Origin of the sequence: Pseudarthrobacter sp. MM222 (assembly GCF_947090775.1) — a bacterium.
GTDB lineage: Bacteria > Actinomycetota > Actinomycetes > Actinomycetales > Micrococcaceae > Arthrobacter.
Genome location: NZ_OX352321.1, coordinates 69,450 through 83,942 on the forward strand (window position 1 = coordinate 69,450; position 14,493 = coordinate 83,942).

A 14,493-nucleotide genomic window follows, 5' to 3' on the forward strand; every position below is an offset into this window, starting at 1 on the left:
GTCGGCGCCCTGAACGCTGGCCCCGTGGTCTCGAGCCCATGGGGCCAGCCGCCGACTCAGTCGTTATCCCCGTCGGAGTCGCTGTCATCCGTGAGGCGGCGGAAATCCCTGGACAGGTAGAGAGCCATCGCCGCAGCATTGGCGCTGTCGACGCTGACGGCCACGGTGCTTCGGCCCATGGCATGCAGGGCCTGCATGCAGTGGCGGAGGAGTTCTTCAGCCAGCCCTTGGCGGCGGTGCTCGGGGCGTGTGATGAGTTCGGCGATGAAAGCTTCCCCGCCGCCTTTGGTTCCCGGCGGCGCGTCCGTGGTGATGATGGCGGCGGTGAGACTGCCATCCGTGTGGATGGTGACCAGGGACGCTCCGGGAACGAGGCGGCCGTGGACGCCGTCGAACAGGGCAAGGATCCATTCGGGACTGCCATCGTCGGACGGGACCGGTACGTCGGCATAGGCATGCGCGTACATCCGGATGAGTTCAGGAAGGTCCCCGGCTTCAATGGGCCGGACGGGGACGCCAGCCGCAGGCCCATCGTGCGGCCGGGTCGATGCAGCGAGCGTGATCAAAGGGTTCATGACGGCCAGGCCTTCCTCGGTTCGCGGATGACACCCCCTGAACACAGTGTCCGGCATCCGGGTCCTGCGCGGAAGGCAAACGTCTTGCAGGTTTCGTGCGGTCAGACAGTGCTTCGAAGGGGATGACTTTTTCAGAGGTGTCGTAGATGGCCAATGACGCCCTTGGCCTGTGCGATCAGGATGCGGCTGTTCACTGAGGGCAGGCGGACCGGTTCGGCGACGGGCCCAAGACCCCTGCCGTCAGTCGAAGGTTGCTAAGCTGTCGAACTCGCTGTGGAGCCGGTTCCTTGCGGCGTTCTCGATCAAGGTGGGGATATAGATCCGGATCCGGCCGGAAGCGAGGGACTCATATTCCTCGCGCACGATTTCTGCGATGCGAGTCTTGGGAGCGCCAGGAAACCGCACGGCCAGACGGTCAACAACCTTGAGAATGGTTGATTCGCTTTCTGCGTAGCTCACCGGACCAGTGTCATCCGGAGAGTCGGCAGCCGTCAATGCAATGCTGCCTCGGGCCTTTGTCTTCGGCCCGAGTGGTGGGAACGCAGGCGGGCTGCGACCGTAAAAACCCAGGCCATGAACGCGACCAGGAGGACGCGTTGCACCAGGCCTTTCCACTCGAACAGTCCGCTCCCGGGCTGCTGGCTGATCTTGAGCAGAGGGATCCCGACGGCGAGGATGGCACCGATTGCGAGCGTCCACCCCGCCAGTGGGCGCCAGGCTGGGTCGCTGCGGAACCGCCGGTAGAAGACGAAGCAGCTGAGAGGCGCGAATGTGAACACGAGGGCGCCAAAAATGCCGTGCACAATTCCGTGCACGGTGGATTGGTCGAACATCGACGACGGATCGGTGGTGAATGGTCCGGACGCAATGAGGCTGACTCCGATGCTCTGCACAAGCACCGGTCCGGCCCTCGATGCCGCGCCGGTGCTGAAGTGCGCGCCGAGACCGCGGCCGAACAGCAGGACCAAGATGCCGGTCATTACAAAGTTGAGGATCTGGACCCAGCCGAGGGGGCCCAAGGACAATTCGCTGACGAACATGCGGGTCGCGGAATAATTGGGAGAAAGCCACCCGCCAACTGTAAAGACGGACACGAAAAGAACTGCCCCGAGCATGCCGGCCACGGCTGCCGGTTCGACCGGCCGGCGACCGGTCGCAGCCGGGCCGGTGTGGGGGCGGCTCAGAAGAGGCCTCCAGTGCCCGGGTGGTCCGCGCCGCCTACTAAGCGGGCCCTCGGTAGGTGGCTGCGTCGGCCGCGTCCAAAACCTCCAGGACCGTGAGGTGTGCTGCCACCGCCACGTCCCTTATGGATTTGCCCTTGGTAACTGCCGCAGCCACAGCGGATTGAAGATTTGCCGCCGCATACTCTCCGCTGGGGCTTGATGATTCGAGCCGTGCTGCGGCCGCCTCTACGGCCAGGATTTCCTCGTCGTTCACCGGTGGTCCTCCAGTCCTTTAACTGCTTCATTGCGGTCAAGCCGAGCGGCGCGTCCATCATTGGTGCCGAGCGGTCATTTTAGACTACGGCGGGACAGACAGGTCAGTCCCGCCTCCAAATGCTAGCGGAGTGCCTCCTCCCGCGGTGCTTCCTCCAGGGGGCTCAGGGTCAACCGCGGGGTGTGAAGGAGTGTCCCGAGCAGGGACCGGGCGGCCGCGAGCAGGGCATTGACCTCGGGGCTTGCAAGTTCGTAAAACAGCCGTCCGTTGCGTCGCGAAGGGACAATCAGGCGCTGGCGGCGCAGAACACCCAGATGCTGGGAAAGATTCGATGGCTCCAGTCCCGTGTTATCGCGTAGTTGACTTACGGCGATGGCCCCGTCAGCGAGCATTTCCAGGAGCTGGATTCGGGCGGGGTGGCCGATTGACTTGAAGAGCTCGGCCTTCACTTCGGTCATGACCAGACCTGCGGGAAGATCATCCGGCATTGGGACCTCCCTCCTTCACATTCAAATACGATGAGGCCCGTCCGCGAACCCTCTGAAAGAAAAAATTAGCATGTGCGAGACAGAAAAGTCTGTCTCGCAGCCGGCGCAAAGAACACCCCTTCTGCATATCTCATGGTAGCCCCGGACCGGCGTCGTGTCGTGGCACGCGGGAGTTGGCGGACCCCTCTTGCGCCGGGCGGAACCGTAGTTCAGACTTTCATGAATTCATCAATTCGGATCGACCCTTCGCTGAGGGTTGGCATCCAACAGATGGATTCAGGCTGTTGCCGGTGACAAAGGCGTCACCGGGAACGGAATGGTCCCGGCTTCAAGGAGAATTCAATGACCGGCATGTTCGAATTGTTCACCGACTCCGACGCCTCGTACCGATTTCGACTCACTGCTCCTGACGGAACGGAGATGGCCCTTTCCAGGCGCTTTCCCGACAAGCCGTCGGCGGTGGCCGGAATCGCGGCAGTACGCGAGTATGCCGGCATGGGGCTGGTAACGGAACTTGCGGCAGCCCAAAATCATGCCGCCCCCCAGCCTGTGACCGAGGAAATGCCGGTGGGCGCCAGCATTCGGGACGGGGGCGCACAGAAGACGATCGGGCGGTGGCGGCAGACCCTGGGGACGCGGGGCGTTCCGGCCGGGCTCAGCCCGTGCTGACTGTCGCGGCCGCCGATGGGCCAAGAGGGTGTCCATGTCTGTAACTCAATTGAAGGCCCTGCAGGCCTACTCCAGTGCTCTGGTCGCCGAGGACTGCCTGGCGGGGACCTTTCGCTACGACGTCGTGTCCGGGGAAATGCAGTGGTCCGATGAGATCTACCTCATCCACGGATACCAGCGCGGGGACGTCGTGCCCACTATCGGCGTCGTTATGTCGCACAAGCATCCTGACGACCGAAAGAGGTGCCGGGAGATCTTTGAGGAAGCGTGTCGCGTGGGAGGTTTTTTCGCGAGCTACCACCGTCTTGTCGACTCACGACGGCGGGAGCGCCGCGTTCTGACCGCGGGCGAGGGCGTGGCGGATATTGATGGGAGACTGCTTTTCATCGATGGATTCATCCTGGACCTGACAAAGACGCTTCAGTTGGAAACGGACAGGTCCGCCCGCGATGCGATCGCCGGGGCGATCGGCGCAAGGGGCGTCATCGAACAGGCCAAAGGCGTCTTGATGGGAATCCTGCACATCGGCTCCGACGCCGCCTTCGAGCGGCTGTGCGCCTACAGCCAGCGCCACAACATCAAGATCGCCGACGTGGCGGCGGCAATCCTCCGGCTGGCTAACAATACGCAGGAGCCCAACCCGCTGCTCAGCCTCGTCCATGCAGTCGACGGCCGCGTCGTGGGGCATCACGAGGGCGGCCGAACTCTTCACCGCCAGCGGTAGTAAGGCGCCAGATCCGTCCGTCGCCCCTTCTCCAGACCAGTCGGTCCCTTCCGGTGCCGTGTAAAATTTGTTCCACGATGACTGCCCACGATGCCGCCGGTCCCACACTGCTGCCCGCCACGGCCATGGCAGGACGCCATGAGCCGGTGGATCGTATTCTCGCTACCGCCTATGACTTGTTCGCCAGCCGCGGTATCCGCGGTGTCGGCGTCAACGAGCTGATCGTGAGTTCAGAGGTCTCCAAGGCAACGTTCTACCGGCATTTTCCTTCCAAGGACGCACTGGTGCTTGCTGTCTTGGAGCTCCGGGATCAGGTGTGGACCGTGGATCTCATCGTCGCCGAGGCACGGAGGCGGGGCAACACCGCGGAGGGGCGGCTGCTCGCTGTTTTTGACGTGTTCGGGGACTGGTTCCAGCGCGAGGACTTCGAGGCGTGCACGTTTATTAACGTCTTGTTGGAGATGGGGCCTGGGCATCCCTTGGGGAAGGCGAGCATCGATTACCTCACGGGCATCCGGGGACACATTCAGGCCTTGGCTGAGGAAGCAGGGCTCAACAGACCAGAGGAATTTGCGCGATCCTGGCACATTCTGATGAAAGGCTCCATCATCTCTGCGTCTGAAGGGGACACCCTGGCTTCCAAGCGTGCCCAGCAGATGGCCCGCTGGCTCATCGAACACCACCGGGACTTGTAGTCCTGGATTGGCAACGGCGGCTGAAGGGACCGCCCTCCCGGCTGCGGCAGGTCGGAAACAACCGTCCTCACGCCACGAGACGCCTCAGTAGGCTGGAAGCGTTTCGACGTTTTGAAGGTTTATTTATCCCTAGGGACAGACCGGTCGGTACCGTTGTAAAGTTCCATTAAGGTCCTCCGTTCCGCTGGTACGACAAGTGAAGGCGGAAGCGTAGAGGACGTGCCAGATGCGGGCTCAGCCGGACCGGGAAGGGAATAGCCAATGTCGATGGAGCAGTCGTTCTTTTCCGAAATTCCCCCCTTGAACCGGACCGCAGGCCAGTGGACCGCCGAACCCGGGTCCGGCGAGGCCTGGGGGATACGCCGGCAGGCCGCAGGGATTATCGCGATGGTGCTTGCCGATTCTGCACCGGAGCAGTCCCGCGCCCAGGATCACTTGCGTAAATGTGTGGATGCCAACCCGGGACGACCGGAGATTGCGCTGGCTGAGCACCTGAGCGACCTCCGACAGGCAGCCGCCACAGGCATTCCCGTCGAATGGTTGCCCGCCGAGCAGGATGCTGGCGGAGCCGAAACGCCTGAGCAGCCGTCGCTGTCAGCGGTGAGGCAATTGCCCACGCTTCGTCCACACGAACGCGGCCCCGTCTTGCATCACCATCCCACCCTAAAAGCGCGTTATGGTCGCACTGGTCCGAGCGGGCTGGATGGCAAGTCGGGGAACGGCAGTTAGATCAGGCTCTGGCACTGATAGCCAGCACTGGCGGGGTCCCGCCCTTGCCATGTCGCGACGTCGACGCCGATGCACTGCGTGCCCGGACACGCCGAAGCCTCTTGTCAGCAGTTACAGCTTTTCTACAAGCTGTTCACAACCGCCCAGGGTTATTTTCGGCTAGACAGCCGGATTTAGCGCCGGCCTTCCTTCCAAATCAAGGAGGATTTGCGATGGACGAGCAAGGGCCGGACGAGCTACTGGATCTGGGCTTAGCGATCCTCACGACTTTTGTCCTCAACGACCCGCAGAGCTTCACCACGATTACCAGGGATCTCCGCGGCGGAAGCTCGGAAGCCATCGCCGCACTAGGGAGAGTGTGCGAGGCGCTGGTGGGCATGATCGCCGAGATGGCCGGGATGTCGAAGGAAGAGTCGCTGGAGCGGATCGCCGCGGCTTTCGCTACCGTCGATTGACTTTGTCCTCAGGACGGGCGCGGCCGCCCCAGGCTCAGTTGTTTGGCGTGGAAATCGAAATGGAGTGTGGGGTAGGCGTAGACGTCAATGACCGACATCGAGGGGGCGAAAAAGGGGTCCCACCTGTCCGGGAAGGGCATCGACCTGGAGAGAGACCGGGCGGTCTCGTGTTCGAGCCGGCGTGAGATCGCTGCGGTGGTTTTCTGCAGCTTCCGGAGCATCCGGTGCCTGTTGTAGAGGACAGCGGCTGCGCGGGAGCCCCAGTAATTGACGACATCAAACGGGCGCGTTCCCGCGTTCAGGGAAGCGGCGAATGCCCTGCCGACCGGTTCTGGGAGGCGGCTGACAATTTGGACTAGCGGAAGCAGGGCGCGGACCACCATGTAGCCGAAGACCATGTGGAAGAGCAGTTCCTCGTTGGTCCAGCGTGTGCCGTGGCTCGCGCGGCCCAGCTCGGTGGGCGTTGCGCTCTGCAGCCAGGCGCCGAGGTCTTGGCCGGCGCGGCTGTACCCGGCCAGGATCTCGTCCCTCGTGGGATTCACTGCGCGCCTTTCCGAGTAGGTGATTTAGCTGGCGGGCCGGCCGAGTCGTAAGGCGGGCCTACTTGGCCCCGGGGGTGAGGGATGCGATGAGTCCCTCGATGCGGGACTTGATCTCGTCTCGGATCGGGCGGACGGCGTCCACGCCCTGCCCGGCCGGATCCTCGAGGACCCAGTCCTCGTAACGCTTGCCGGGGAAATACGGGCATTCGTCACCGCAGCCCATGGTTATGACCACGTCGGACTCCTTCACGGCTGCCGTCGTGAGGACCTTGGGGATTTCGGCGGACATGTCGATACCGAGTTCGGCCATTGCCTCCACGGCGGCCGGGTTGACCTTGTCTGCCGGCTGGGACCCGGCGGAACGGACCTCGATCGCGCCCTTGCCCAATGTCATGAGGAACGCGGCAGCCATCTGGGAGCGGCCGGCGTTGTGGACGCAGACAAAGAGGACGGAGGGTTTCTTGACGGTTTCCGTGGTCATGCTCGTGTTCTCCTGAGGTTTATCGGTGATTAGCGGGAGGCAGGGACGTCGGTAAAGAAACGCTTCCGTGCCCAGAGCGCGGCGTAGACAAGGACGACGAGGGCGGGGACTTCAATCAGGGGTCCGACGACGCCGGCCAGCGCCTGGCCGGAGGTGACCCCGAACGTGCCGATCGCCACAGCGATGGCCAGCTCGAAATTGTTGCCCGCGGCGGTGAACGCCAGCGTGGTGGTTTTCGCGTAGCCGAGTCCCAGCCCCTTGCCGACCAGCATGCTGGCGCCGAAGACCACGACGAAGTAGACCAGCAGGGGCGAGGCGATCCGGGCGACGTCCAGCGGCCGGGCGGTAATGGTGCCGCCCTGCAGCGCGAAGAGCAGGGTGATGGTGAACAGCAGGCCGTAAAGCGCCCACGGACCCAGCTTGGGGAGGAAGGTGCCCTCGTACCAATCCCGGCCGTGGGCACGTTCACCCAGGGTGCGGGTGAGAAAACCGGCAAGCAGCGGGAGTCCCAGAAATACCAGCACCGAGGTGGTGATGGCCCAGAAGGAGAAGTCCGCGCTGGCGGTCGGTAGGCCCAGCCAGGAGGGCAGGAGCTGGAGGTAGAACCAGCCCAGGGAGCCGAAGGCGATGACCTGGAAGACGGAGTTGATGGCCACCAGCACAGCGGCCGACTCGCGATCGCCGCAGGCGAGGTCGTTCCAGATCATCACCATGGCGATGCAGCGGGCCAGGCCCACGATGATCAGGCCAGTACGGTACTCCGGAAGGTCAGCCAGGAAGAGCCACGCGAGGACGAACATGAACGCCGGCGCCAACACCCAGTTGATCACCAACGAGGACACCATCAGTCTGCGGTCCGCGAGGACGCGGTGTGTCTGGTCATAGCGAACCTTGGCCAGCACCGGGTACATCATGACCAGCAGGCCGACGGCGATCGGCAGCGACACTTCCCCGACCTTGACCGAGTCCAGGGCGGTGTTCAAGCCGGGGATCACGCTGCCGAGCGCCAGGCCCAGCAGCATGGCTGCCGCAATCCAGACCGGCAGGAACCGGTCCAACGCGGAGAGTTTGCCGATGACGGCGGCCTCTCCGGTGGCGGGAGGCGGTAATTGCGTCCGGATACTCACGGTGCTCCCATGCTGCTCGGGCAGGATTGATGAATGTCGATATGTGAAGTATCCGCATCTATATCGATGAATGTCAATGTATGTGCATAATGGGTTCATGATCTCTCTGCCCACGTTCGAGCCCGGGACCGAAGCCGCGTGCTGTGCTCCGTCGGCGAAGCCGTCGCTCAGCACTGACGAAGCACAGCGGAGAGCCCTGGTTTTCAAGGCACTGGCCGACCCGAACCGCCTGCGCCTGCTCTCCATCGTCAAGGCCGGCGCGTCCGGGGAAGCCTGCGTCTGCGACCTCACCGAGCCCCTGGATTTGGGCCAGCCGACGGTCTCCCACCATCTCAAAATTCTGGTCGAGGCCGGGTTGCTGACCCGAGAGAAGCGCGGCACCTGGGCCTATTACTCCCTGGTGCCGGGCGCGCTGGAACAGGCCGCCGGACTCTTGTCTTCCCTCTGACACCGACGGAAACACCCAGGTCGCCCATTCGTCCCCTGCGCCAGGACGACCGGCCACTTCCAGAGCGGATCTACCGCGAAGGATTTGCCGTCTACACTGAGACCGCACACGGGTCCGCGAATCTGGGCGACAGTCGGAACTCCGTGCACCTTGTCGGGAAACCCGCCTGGAACCAGGGGACTGAACACATATGACCGGATATCGGCTGGCAATTCTGGATGACTACCAGCAGGTTTCAGCCGACTACGCCGACTGGAACTCCCTCCGTGCGGACGGGGTCAGCGTAACTGTTTTCAGCCGGCCGTTCGCCTCGGACGCCGACGCCATCCAGGCCCTCTCGGGCTTCGACATAGTTGTCGCCATGCGGGAAAGGACGCCTTTTCCGCGCGCTGTACTGGGGAAGCTGCCCCGCCTGAAATTGCTGGTCACCACCGGCGCCGCAAACGCCGCCATCGATCTCGCAGCGGCGGCGGATCATGGCGTCACCGTCTGCGGGACGGGCGGATCACCGTCGGCCGCCCCGGAGCTGACGTGGGCGCTGCTCATGGCTTTGGCCCGAAACGTAGCCGCTGAAGAGAACGCGCTCCGCGCCGGCCGTTGGCAGAACACAGTGGGTTCTGAACTTGCCGGCAAGACCCTGGGGATAGTTGGGCTGGGGAAGATCGGGCACAAGGTGGCAGCCTACGCGCACGCTTTCGGCATGAACGTCCTGGCCTGGAGCCAGAACCTGGACGAGGCGACAGCAACGGCCGCAGGAGTGCGGAGAGTCAGCAAGGATGACCTTTTCCGGGAATCCGTCGTCGTGACCCTTCACCTCCGCCTGTCCAAGCGCTCGGAAGGAACAGTCGGTGAAAAGGAACTGCGGCTGCTGGGCCCGGGCGGCATGCTCGTCAACACGGCCCGGGGCCCCCTCGTCGACCAAGCTGCCCTCATTCGCGCCCTCAAAGAAGGCTGGATCCGGAGTGCTGCCGTGGATGTCTACGATCAGGAACCGTTGCCAGCGGGCCATCCGCTGTTGGCCGCCCCGAACACGCTCCTGACACCGCACTTGGGGTACGTCACCCATGAGAGCTACGCGCGCTTCTACGGCGGAGCCCTCGAGGACATCAAATCATGGCTGGCTGGCGCCCCGGTACGCCAATTGACGGACTAGAAGCGAGGTTCCCGCCAGATGGTCGTATCTATGAAGGAAAGTGGGCAGGACTCTAAGTAGCGGCCCAGCGCCGCCCGAACCCCGGCGCAGGTGGATTAGCTCAGCCGAACAGGATAAACAGCAGACCGAGCAGGTACAGGGTGGTGACGATGCCGAGCACATACAGCCAGACTGTGCCCCTCCGCTGGTCGTCAGGGTATGCCCGCTGATTGCCGGTTCATCCGGCCTTACCGCGGAGAAATGCCGATGGTTGTAGCTATCAATGATCCTGGCCGGGGGTTCCCCGCCGGTTGCCGGTTGCCGCCGGACCCCGGCAGGGCCGTCTTCCTGCGGGCGGCGAAATGTCTGGCTTCGGAGAGGGAACGCAACGCCACGTGCCTTAAGTTTCATCATGGGTTCCTCCTTCGCGGTTTGTGTTCCTTTCGTCAGATCACCATGAATGGCCGCGTGCCGAGCGCGTTGCCGAAATCTCCTTGCGGAGCGCTTTCAGTGCGGCGGTGTAAATCTCCGAGAACGTCGCGTCTCCTCTCGGCGGTCCGGAAGCCGGGACTTGATCTCCTGGAGAACCCAGCCATTGCCGTCCGGGTCGCTGAATGAGGCGATTCGGCCGAACGGCCGGCCAGGTATGCTGCCCTCGGAGCCCACGTTTGTCCCGTCGAGGGCTAAAGTCAAGGACAATCTCATCCCGGAAATGCCGGAATGGCGGGGCGTATGCGGCGGGCAGTACCGCCGTCTGCGGCCCCATACTCATCTGTGCTCCATGGGAGACTTTCTGCCATGGAGCCAATGGACTGTCTGGTCATCTACGTCCCCACGGAGGCTGCCCACGCAGTCCGGCAGGCGATTGGCGACGCCGGGGCGGGCGGCTTGGGCAACTACTCGCACTGCTCGTTCAGCCTCGAAGGCGTGGGGCGCTTTACGCCCCTGCCGGGCGCGAACCCGACGATCGGCGTCGTCAATTCCCCCGAGGAGGTTCCGGAAACCCGGATCGAGGCAATCTACCCGCGCTCCAGGCGCAACGCCGTCGTCGCTGCCGCACTGTCCGTGCACCCGTACGAGGTGCCGGCGTTCATGACCTTCCCTGTCGATGCCAGCCTCCCGGACTGATGACTGATGGAGTCGCTCCTCAGGGCGCTGCCGGTGTCATCCGTAGAGCGAGCATCCCGCCTTCGAGGAGCCGCGGTTCGACAATGCGCAGCGTGTGCCGGGTTCCGTCTTCCGGCAGCATCTTCTTGCCGCGCCCGAGCACGATGGGCGAAACCAGCAGAACGTACTCGTCGACAAGACCCTCCTTCATGAGCGTCTTGACGAGCGTCGGGCTTCCCCAGACGATCACGTTCTCCCGCTCGCGAAGGGCCCGGATCCGGCCGGGTATGTCCTCGGCGACAATCGTGCTGTTGTTCCAGTCCGCGTGCTCCATGGTGGTGGACACGACGTACTTTGGCATGGCGTTGAACTTGTCGGCGGTGTAGTTGCCCGATCGCGACGGCCAGGCGGCGGCGAAGCCGTCATAGGTGACCCGGCCGAGCAGCATCGAGTCCGCCGGGGCCAGGACTTCGTCGTTAAACGCGCCGGTGGCTTCGCTGAAGAACGGGCCTGACCAGAGATGGGGATCCTCGGCGACATTGTCCAGAGTGGTAAAAGCCGTGACGGTGAGCTTACCCATGAAATCTCCTTCAGGTCGGGGGCGCTAGTCGCCGACGGCATCGCGGCCGCGGCGGACGATCAGAGCGTCCGGCTCGTGGACCACTGACGTGTCCTTGCCCTCGTAGTCGAACTGGTTGAGGAAGAAGCGCATGGCGTTGATCCGCCCCCGCTTCTTATCGTTGGATTTGATGGTTATCCACGGCGCATGATCGGTGTCCGTGCGCAGGAACGTCTCTTCCTTGGCCTCCGTGTAGTCCTCCCACCGGTCCAAGGAGGCCAAGTCTATGGGCGAGAGCTTCCAGCGCCGCACCGGGTCGATCTGCCGGATCGCGAAGCGCGTTCGCTGCTCGTGGCGGGTCACCGAGAACCAGAACTTGGTGAGATGGATCCCGGAGTCCACCAGCATCCTTTCGAAGACCGGCGCCTGCCACATAAACGTGTCGTACTCCTGTTCCGTGCAGAAGCCCATGACCCGCTCCACATTCGCCCGGTTGTACCAGGAGCGGTCGAACATCACGATCTCCCCGGCCGTTGGCAGATGCTGGACGTAGCGCTGGAAATACCACTGGCCCAGTTCACGGTCGGACGGTTTGTTCAAAGCCACGGCCCGGGCGGAGCGGGGATTCAGGTGCTCGGTGAAGCGCTTAATCGTTCCGCCCTTGCCAGCCGCGTCCCTGCCCTCGAAAACAATCACGTTCCTGAGCTCCTGATCCTGACCCCAGTACTGGAACTTCAGCAGCTCAACCTGCAGCCGGTATTTCTCCAGCTCGTACTCCTCACGGGACATCCGCTCGTCGTACGGGTAGTCCTCCCGCCAGGTCTCCACGGCTGATCCGCCGGGATGGATCAGTTCCGGATCCTCGCCCTGGCCCCCGCGCACCGTGTAGCCCATTTCCACTAGATGGTCGATGGCTTCCCGGAGGTTCTCGCGGAGCCAGCCCTGATCCTCGGGTGTCCATGGCGTGTCCGCCTGCACCATCGCAGGCCTCCCTTCATCCTCGCCGAACCGCCATCGGCAGCCCAAGGTGCCGGCCGCCGTCGTCGATACTCCACTGAGTAGGATGCGACCAGCCTAAGCCGACAGGTGGAGCTCACGATAGGGAGGGGCTGAGGAGTCGACCAATCAGTGGCCGGCTGGCCACGCCGAGAGCGAGTCGGAGAGTATCGTCGCAGATCAGGCCTAGAATCAACGGCATGATGCCGGGACGAATGGACGCCGCTGACGGGAAGAACTCCCTCACGGTGAACGCAGGGATACTGGAGAGTGTCTGGCGCCCCGGTTCCGTTGTGGACGTTGACGACGCCAGGGACGCCATGCGTGCCGTGGAACGTATCACTGGCGGGACGCCGATGCCGATGCTCTCCGAAATGACCGATGTTGAGTTCAGCGCGGCGGCCAGGTACGTTTTCGCTCAAAGTAAGGATGTGCTGGCCATCGCGGTCCTTGGATCCAGCGCAGTCGACCGGGTGATGGCTGCAGGCACGAGCCGGCACACGAAATACCCGCACGAGTTTTTTACCTCCAAGGACGCCGCCATCACCTGGCTGACAGAGGTCGCCGGGATCCGCAGTTAGGCAACTATGATCGGCTTGTCCTCGGGGAACGCATCTGCAATTTCCTCCCCGACCGGACCAAGGCGGCGGCGGGACATGAGAACGGGCCCCTTGGCATGGTGCAGGACGGCGTGGGCTGTGGAGCCGATGGTGCCTCGGATGAGTCCGTCTCCTTTGGTCCCCACCACGGTGATGCGTGCGCCGCGTGCGGCTTCCAGGATGGCTCTGGGAATGGAGGCGTCGGTCAGCAGCCGTCCCTCAATGCTGATTCCCGGTGCCGTCTCCCGCGCGCTGTGCAGGACTGCCTCGAGTAGTTCCGCACTGTCTCCGGCCGGGTCTCGAAGCCTCTTGAAACCTGCAGGTGCATGCTGGACGTGGACAACGGTCAGTGCCGCGCCCGTCGAGGACGCCAGAACGCACGCATCCCGGAGCGCCGTTGGGGAGCCCGAGCTGTCCACCGCGACGACGACGGGCCCCTCAGGGTGCTCGTCAGAACGGATCACGGCGACCGGGCACCTGGCCGTCGCGGCCATTTCCAGGCTCACGGACCCCACCAGGAGACCCATGAAACCGCCAATACCGCGGCTCCCGACGACGAGCATCGCTTCACCGGCGGAGAGCTGCAGCAGATGTTCTGCAGCCCACCCATATATAAGGCTGGTTCTGATTTCCAGACCGGGGGCTTCGTCCTGAGCCAGGGCAACGCCCTCGTCCATGGCAATCTCGCCGGAACGTTCGAGTCCGCTGTTGTCCACCCCTGGGACCGGACCCAGGTCGTGGGTCAACAACGGCCACAGGGAACAGTGCACCAGATGCAGCCCACAGCCGCTGAGGACGGCCTGTCTCGCGGCCCAGCGGACCGCATGACCGGCCTCCACCGACCCGTCGTAGCCGACGACGACGTTTCTAGACTCCTGCATGGTTCTGCCCTGCCTCTGACGTCCGGGGGACAGCGTGATCCCAATTTGTTTCTGCCGCAGCCGCTAGTGATGGTGGCAGTTCGGTGCCATGTGCGACCAGCACCGAGCACTTCGCATGTTCGGTAACCGCGGCGCTTACGGCGCCAATGAGCAAGCCTTCGAGTCCGCCGCAGCCGCGGCTCCCAAGGATGAGCAGCTGCGCTTGCCGGCTTTCGTCGATCAGGACCTTTGGGGCAGGGCCCTGCCTGATGACCAGCTCAAGAGCCGGGGGAGCGGCGGCCCCGAAGGCCTTGGAGACGGCTTCGGAACAGACATCCCGGGCGACGCGATCCGGGTTAGCTACGGCGGGAGTTAGGTGGCCCGGGAGAATCTCGAACTCCCACGCGGTAACAGCCCTTATTTCTGCCTCCAGCAGCGGTGCGAGGGCGCCGGCCCAGCGCAAGGCCAGTATCGACGGGGGACTGCCGTCGACCCCGACGACGATTCTGGGCTTTTTTCCCGGCTGGTTCATAGTCCACACCTCCCACACCTCATTGCAGCGTCCTTGGCTCCTCGCGGCAATTGCCGACAGTGCCCACCCTAGCCCGGGGAGGACACCGGAAACCGATGGGGACCAAAGTTTCCTTCGGCACGCGTGCTTTGGAATTGACAGGCAGATTGTCATGTGGCTGGACGGTTCTTCATGCGCCAAAACCCATAGGGTAGGGGGAGCAGCGGACGAGGGGAACCATGTCCGCCGGTGACAGTCCGTATCTGGACAGCCCGAGCGCATCGCACGCATTACCCGGTCAGCAAAACACCTGATCGGTCCTTTCGTCGAACCGATGCCTGAAAGGCAGCAGTGGTAGA

General features: G+C 63.6%; 21 protein-coding genes. 9 read left to right on the forward strand and 12 right to left on the reverse strand.

Features of this window, described 5'->3' with window-relative positions:
• Positions 1-56 precede the first annotated feature (56 nt).
• The 5 genes from OM977_RS00325 to OM977_RS00345 form a co-directional block, all read right to left on the reverse strand.
• The gene (locus OM977_RS00325; protein WP_264355587.1) at positions 57-575 is read right to left on the reverse strand and encodes a GNAT family N-acetyltransferase; all 519 of its coding nucleotides are present in this window, start codon (positions 573-575) and stop codon (positions 57-59) included.
• 240 nt (positions 576-815) lie between these two features.
• Positions 816-1,034 (reverse strand): three-helix bundle dimerization domain-containing protein, encoded by a 219-nt coding sequence (locus OM977_RS00330; protein WP_264355588.1) that lies wholly within the window; start codon positions 1,032-1,034, stop codon positions 816-818.
• A 32-nt stretch (positions 1,035-1,066) separates the two neighbouring features.
• Entirely contained in the window at positions 1,067-1,690 is a 624-nt protein-coding gene (locus OM977_RS00335; RefSeq protein WP_264357496.1) for a DUF998 domain-containing protein, read from the reverse strand.
• Between the two features lie 106 nt (positions 1,691-1,796).
• Positions 1,797-2,012, reverse strand: a complete 216-nt coding sequence (locus tag OM977_RS00340) for a hypothetical protein (RefSeq protein WP_264355589.1) — start codon at positions 2,010-2,012, stop codon at positions 1,797-1,799.
• 122 nt (positions 2,013-2,134) lie between these two features.
• Positions 2,135-2,500 carry an ArsR/SmtB family transcription factor gene (locus tag OM977_RS00345; protein ID WP_264355590.1) on the reverse strand — a complete coding sequence of 122 codons (366 nt, stop codon included), beginning with the start codon at positions 2,498-2,500 and terminating at the stop codon, positions 2,135-2,137.
• Positions 2,501-2,842: 342 nt separating this feature from the next.
• Between OM977_RS00345 and OM977_RS00350 the strand changes: the two genes are divergently transcribed.
• From OM977_RS00350 to OM977_RS00370, 5 genes are all read left to right on the forward strand, one after another.
• A complete protein-coding gene (locus OM977_RS00350; protein WP_264355591.1) occupies positions 2,843-3,169 on the forward strand; it encodes a YegP family protein in 327 nt (108 codons plus the stop codon).
• A 34-nt stretch (positions 3,170-3,203) separates the two neighbouring features.
• Positions 3,204-3,893, forward strand: a complete 690-nt coding sequence (locus OM977_RS00355; RefSeq protein ID WP_264355592.1) for a PAS and ANTAR domain-containing protein — start codon at positions 3,204-3,206, stop codon at positions 3,891-3,893.
• A gap of 77 nt (positions 3,894-3,970) precedes the next feature.
• Positions 3,971-4,588 (forward strand): TetR/AcrR family transcriptional regulator, encoded by a 618-nt coding sequence (locus OM977_RS00360; protein WP_264355593.1) that lies wholly within the window; start codon positions 3,971-3,973, stop codon positions 4,586-4,588.
• A 261-nt stretch (positions 4,589-4,849) separates the two neighbouring features.
• A complete protein-coding gene (locus OM977_RS00365; RefSeq protein WP_264355594.1) occupies positions 4,850-5,317 on the forward strand; it encodes a hypothetical protein in 468 nt (155 codons plus the stop codon).
• Positions 5,318-5,529: 212 nt separating this feature from the next.
• Entirely contained in the window at positions 5,530-5,772 is a 243-nt protein-coding gene (locus OM977_RS00370; protein ID WP_264355595.1) for a hypothetical protein, read from the forward strand.
• Between the two features lie 8 nt (positions 5,773-5,780).
• Here the strand turns inward: OM977_RS00370 and OM977_RS00375 are convergent, their stop codons facing one another.
• Genes OM977_RS00375 through arsB form a run of 3 tightly spaced genes read right to left on the reverse strand, consistent with a single transcriptional unit; the run spans position 5,781 to position 7,817 of the window.
• Positions 5,781-6,314 (reverse strand): DinB family protein, encoded by a 534-nt coding sequence (locus tag OM977_RS00375; protein WP_264355596.1) that lies wholly within the window; start codon positions 6,312-6,314, stop codon positions 5,781-5,783.
• Between the two features lie 58 nt (positions 6,315-6,372).
• On the reverse strand, positions 6,373-6,795 hold the full coding sequence (locus OM977_RS00380) for an arsenate reductase ArsC (RefSeq protein ID WP_264355597.1): 423 nt from the start codon (positions 6,793-6,795) through the stop codon (positions 6,373-6,375).
• Positions 6,796-6,824: 29 nt separating this feature from the next.
• Positions 6,825-7,817 (reverse strand): ACR3 family arsenite efflux transporter, encoded by a 993-nt coding sequence (gene arsB, locus OM977_RS00385; RefSeq protein WP_270103256.1) that lies wholly within the window; start codon positions 7,815-7,817, stop codon positions 6,825-6,827.
• A 202-nt stretch (positions 7,818-8,019) separates the two neighbouring features.
• On the opposite strand from arsB, the gene OM977_RS00390 reads away from it, so the two are divergent.
• From OM977_RS00390 to OM977_RS00400, 3 genes are all read left to right on the forward strand, one after another.
• Positions 8,020-8,370: an ArsR/SmtB family transcription factor gene (locus tag OM977_RS00390; RefSeq protein ID WP_264355598.1), complete on the forward strand. Its 351-nt coding sequence runs from the start codon at positions 8,020-8,022 to the stop codon at positions 8,368-8,370.
• Positions 8,371-8,560: 190 nt separating this feature from the next.
• Positions 8,561-9,523 carry a D-2-hydroxyacid dehydrogenase family protein gene (locus tag OM977_RS00395; protein ID WP_264355599.1) on the forward strand — a complete coding sequence of 321 codons (963 nt, stop codon included), beginning with the start codon at positions 8,561-8,563 and terminating at the stop codon, positions 9,521-9,523.
• Positions 9,524-10,309: 786 nt separating this feature from the next.
• Positions 10,310-10,630, forward strand: a complete 321-nt coding sequence (locus OM977_RS00400) for a hypothetical protein (protein WP_264357498.1) — start codon at positions 10,310-10,312, stop codon at positions 10,628-10,630.
• A 19-nt stretch (positions 10,631-10,649) separates the two neighbouring features.
• Here the strand turns inward: OM977_RS00400 and OM977_RS00405 are convergent, their stop codons facing one another.
• Together OM977_RS00405 and ppk2 are read right to left on the reverse strand one after the other, a co-directional pair.
• Positions 10,650-11,189: a dihydrofolate reductase family protein gene (locus OM977_RS00405; protein WP_264355600.1), complete on the reverse strand. Its 540-nt coding sequence runs from the start codon at positions 11,187-11,189 to the stop codon at positions 10,650-10,652.
• Positions 11,190-11,213: 24 nt separating this feature from the next.
• Positions 11,214-12,149: a polyphosphate kinase 2 gene (ppk2, locus tag OM977_RS00410; RefSeq protein ID WP_264355601.1), complete on the reverse strand. Its 936-nt coding sequence runs from the start codon at positions 12,147-12,149 to the stop codon at positions 11,214-11,216.
• 215 nt (positions 12,150-12,364) lie between these two features.
• Here ppk2 and OM977_RS00415 point away from each other — a divergent pair, with 215 nt between their 5' ends.
• Entirely contained in the window at positions 12,365-12,745 is a 381-nt protein-coding gene (locus tag OM977_RS00415; RefSeq protein ID WP_264355602.1) for a DUF7793 family protein, read from the forward strand.
• Here the strand turns inward: OM977_RS00415 and OM977_RS00420 are convergent.
• Both OM977_RS00420 and OM977_RS00425 read right to left on the reverse strand, forming a co-directional pair.
• The gene (locus OM977_RS00420) at positions 12,742-13,644 is read right to left on the reverse strand and encodes a universal stress protein (protein WP_264355603.1); all 903 of its coding nucleotides are present in this window, start codon (positions 13,642-13,644) and stop codon (positions 12,742-12,744) included. The two genes, OM977_RS00415 and OM977_RS00420, sit on opposite strands and share 4 nt — an antisense overlap.
• Positions 13,631-14,425 carry a universal stress protein gene (locus tag OM977_RS00425; RefSeq protein ID WP_333474024.1) on the reverse strand — a complete coding sequence of 265 codons (795 nt, stop codon included), beginning with the start codon at positions 14,423-14,425 and terminating at the stop codon, positions 13,631-13,633. Before OM977_RS00425 ends, OM977_RS00420 begins: the two co-directional genes overlap by 14 nt.
• Between the last annotated feature and the right edge of the window lie 68 nt (positions 14,426-14,493).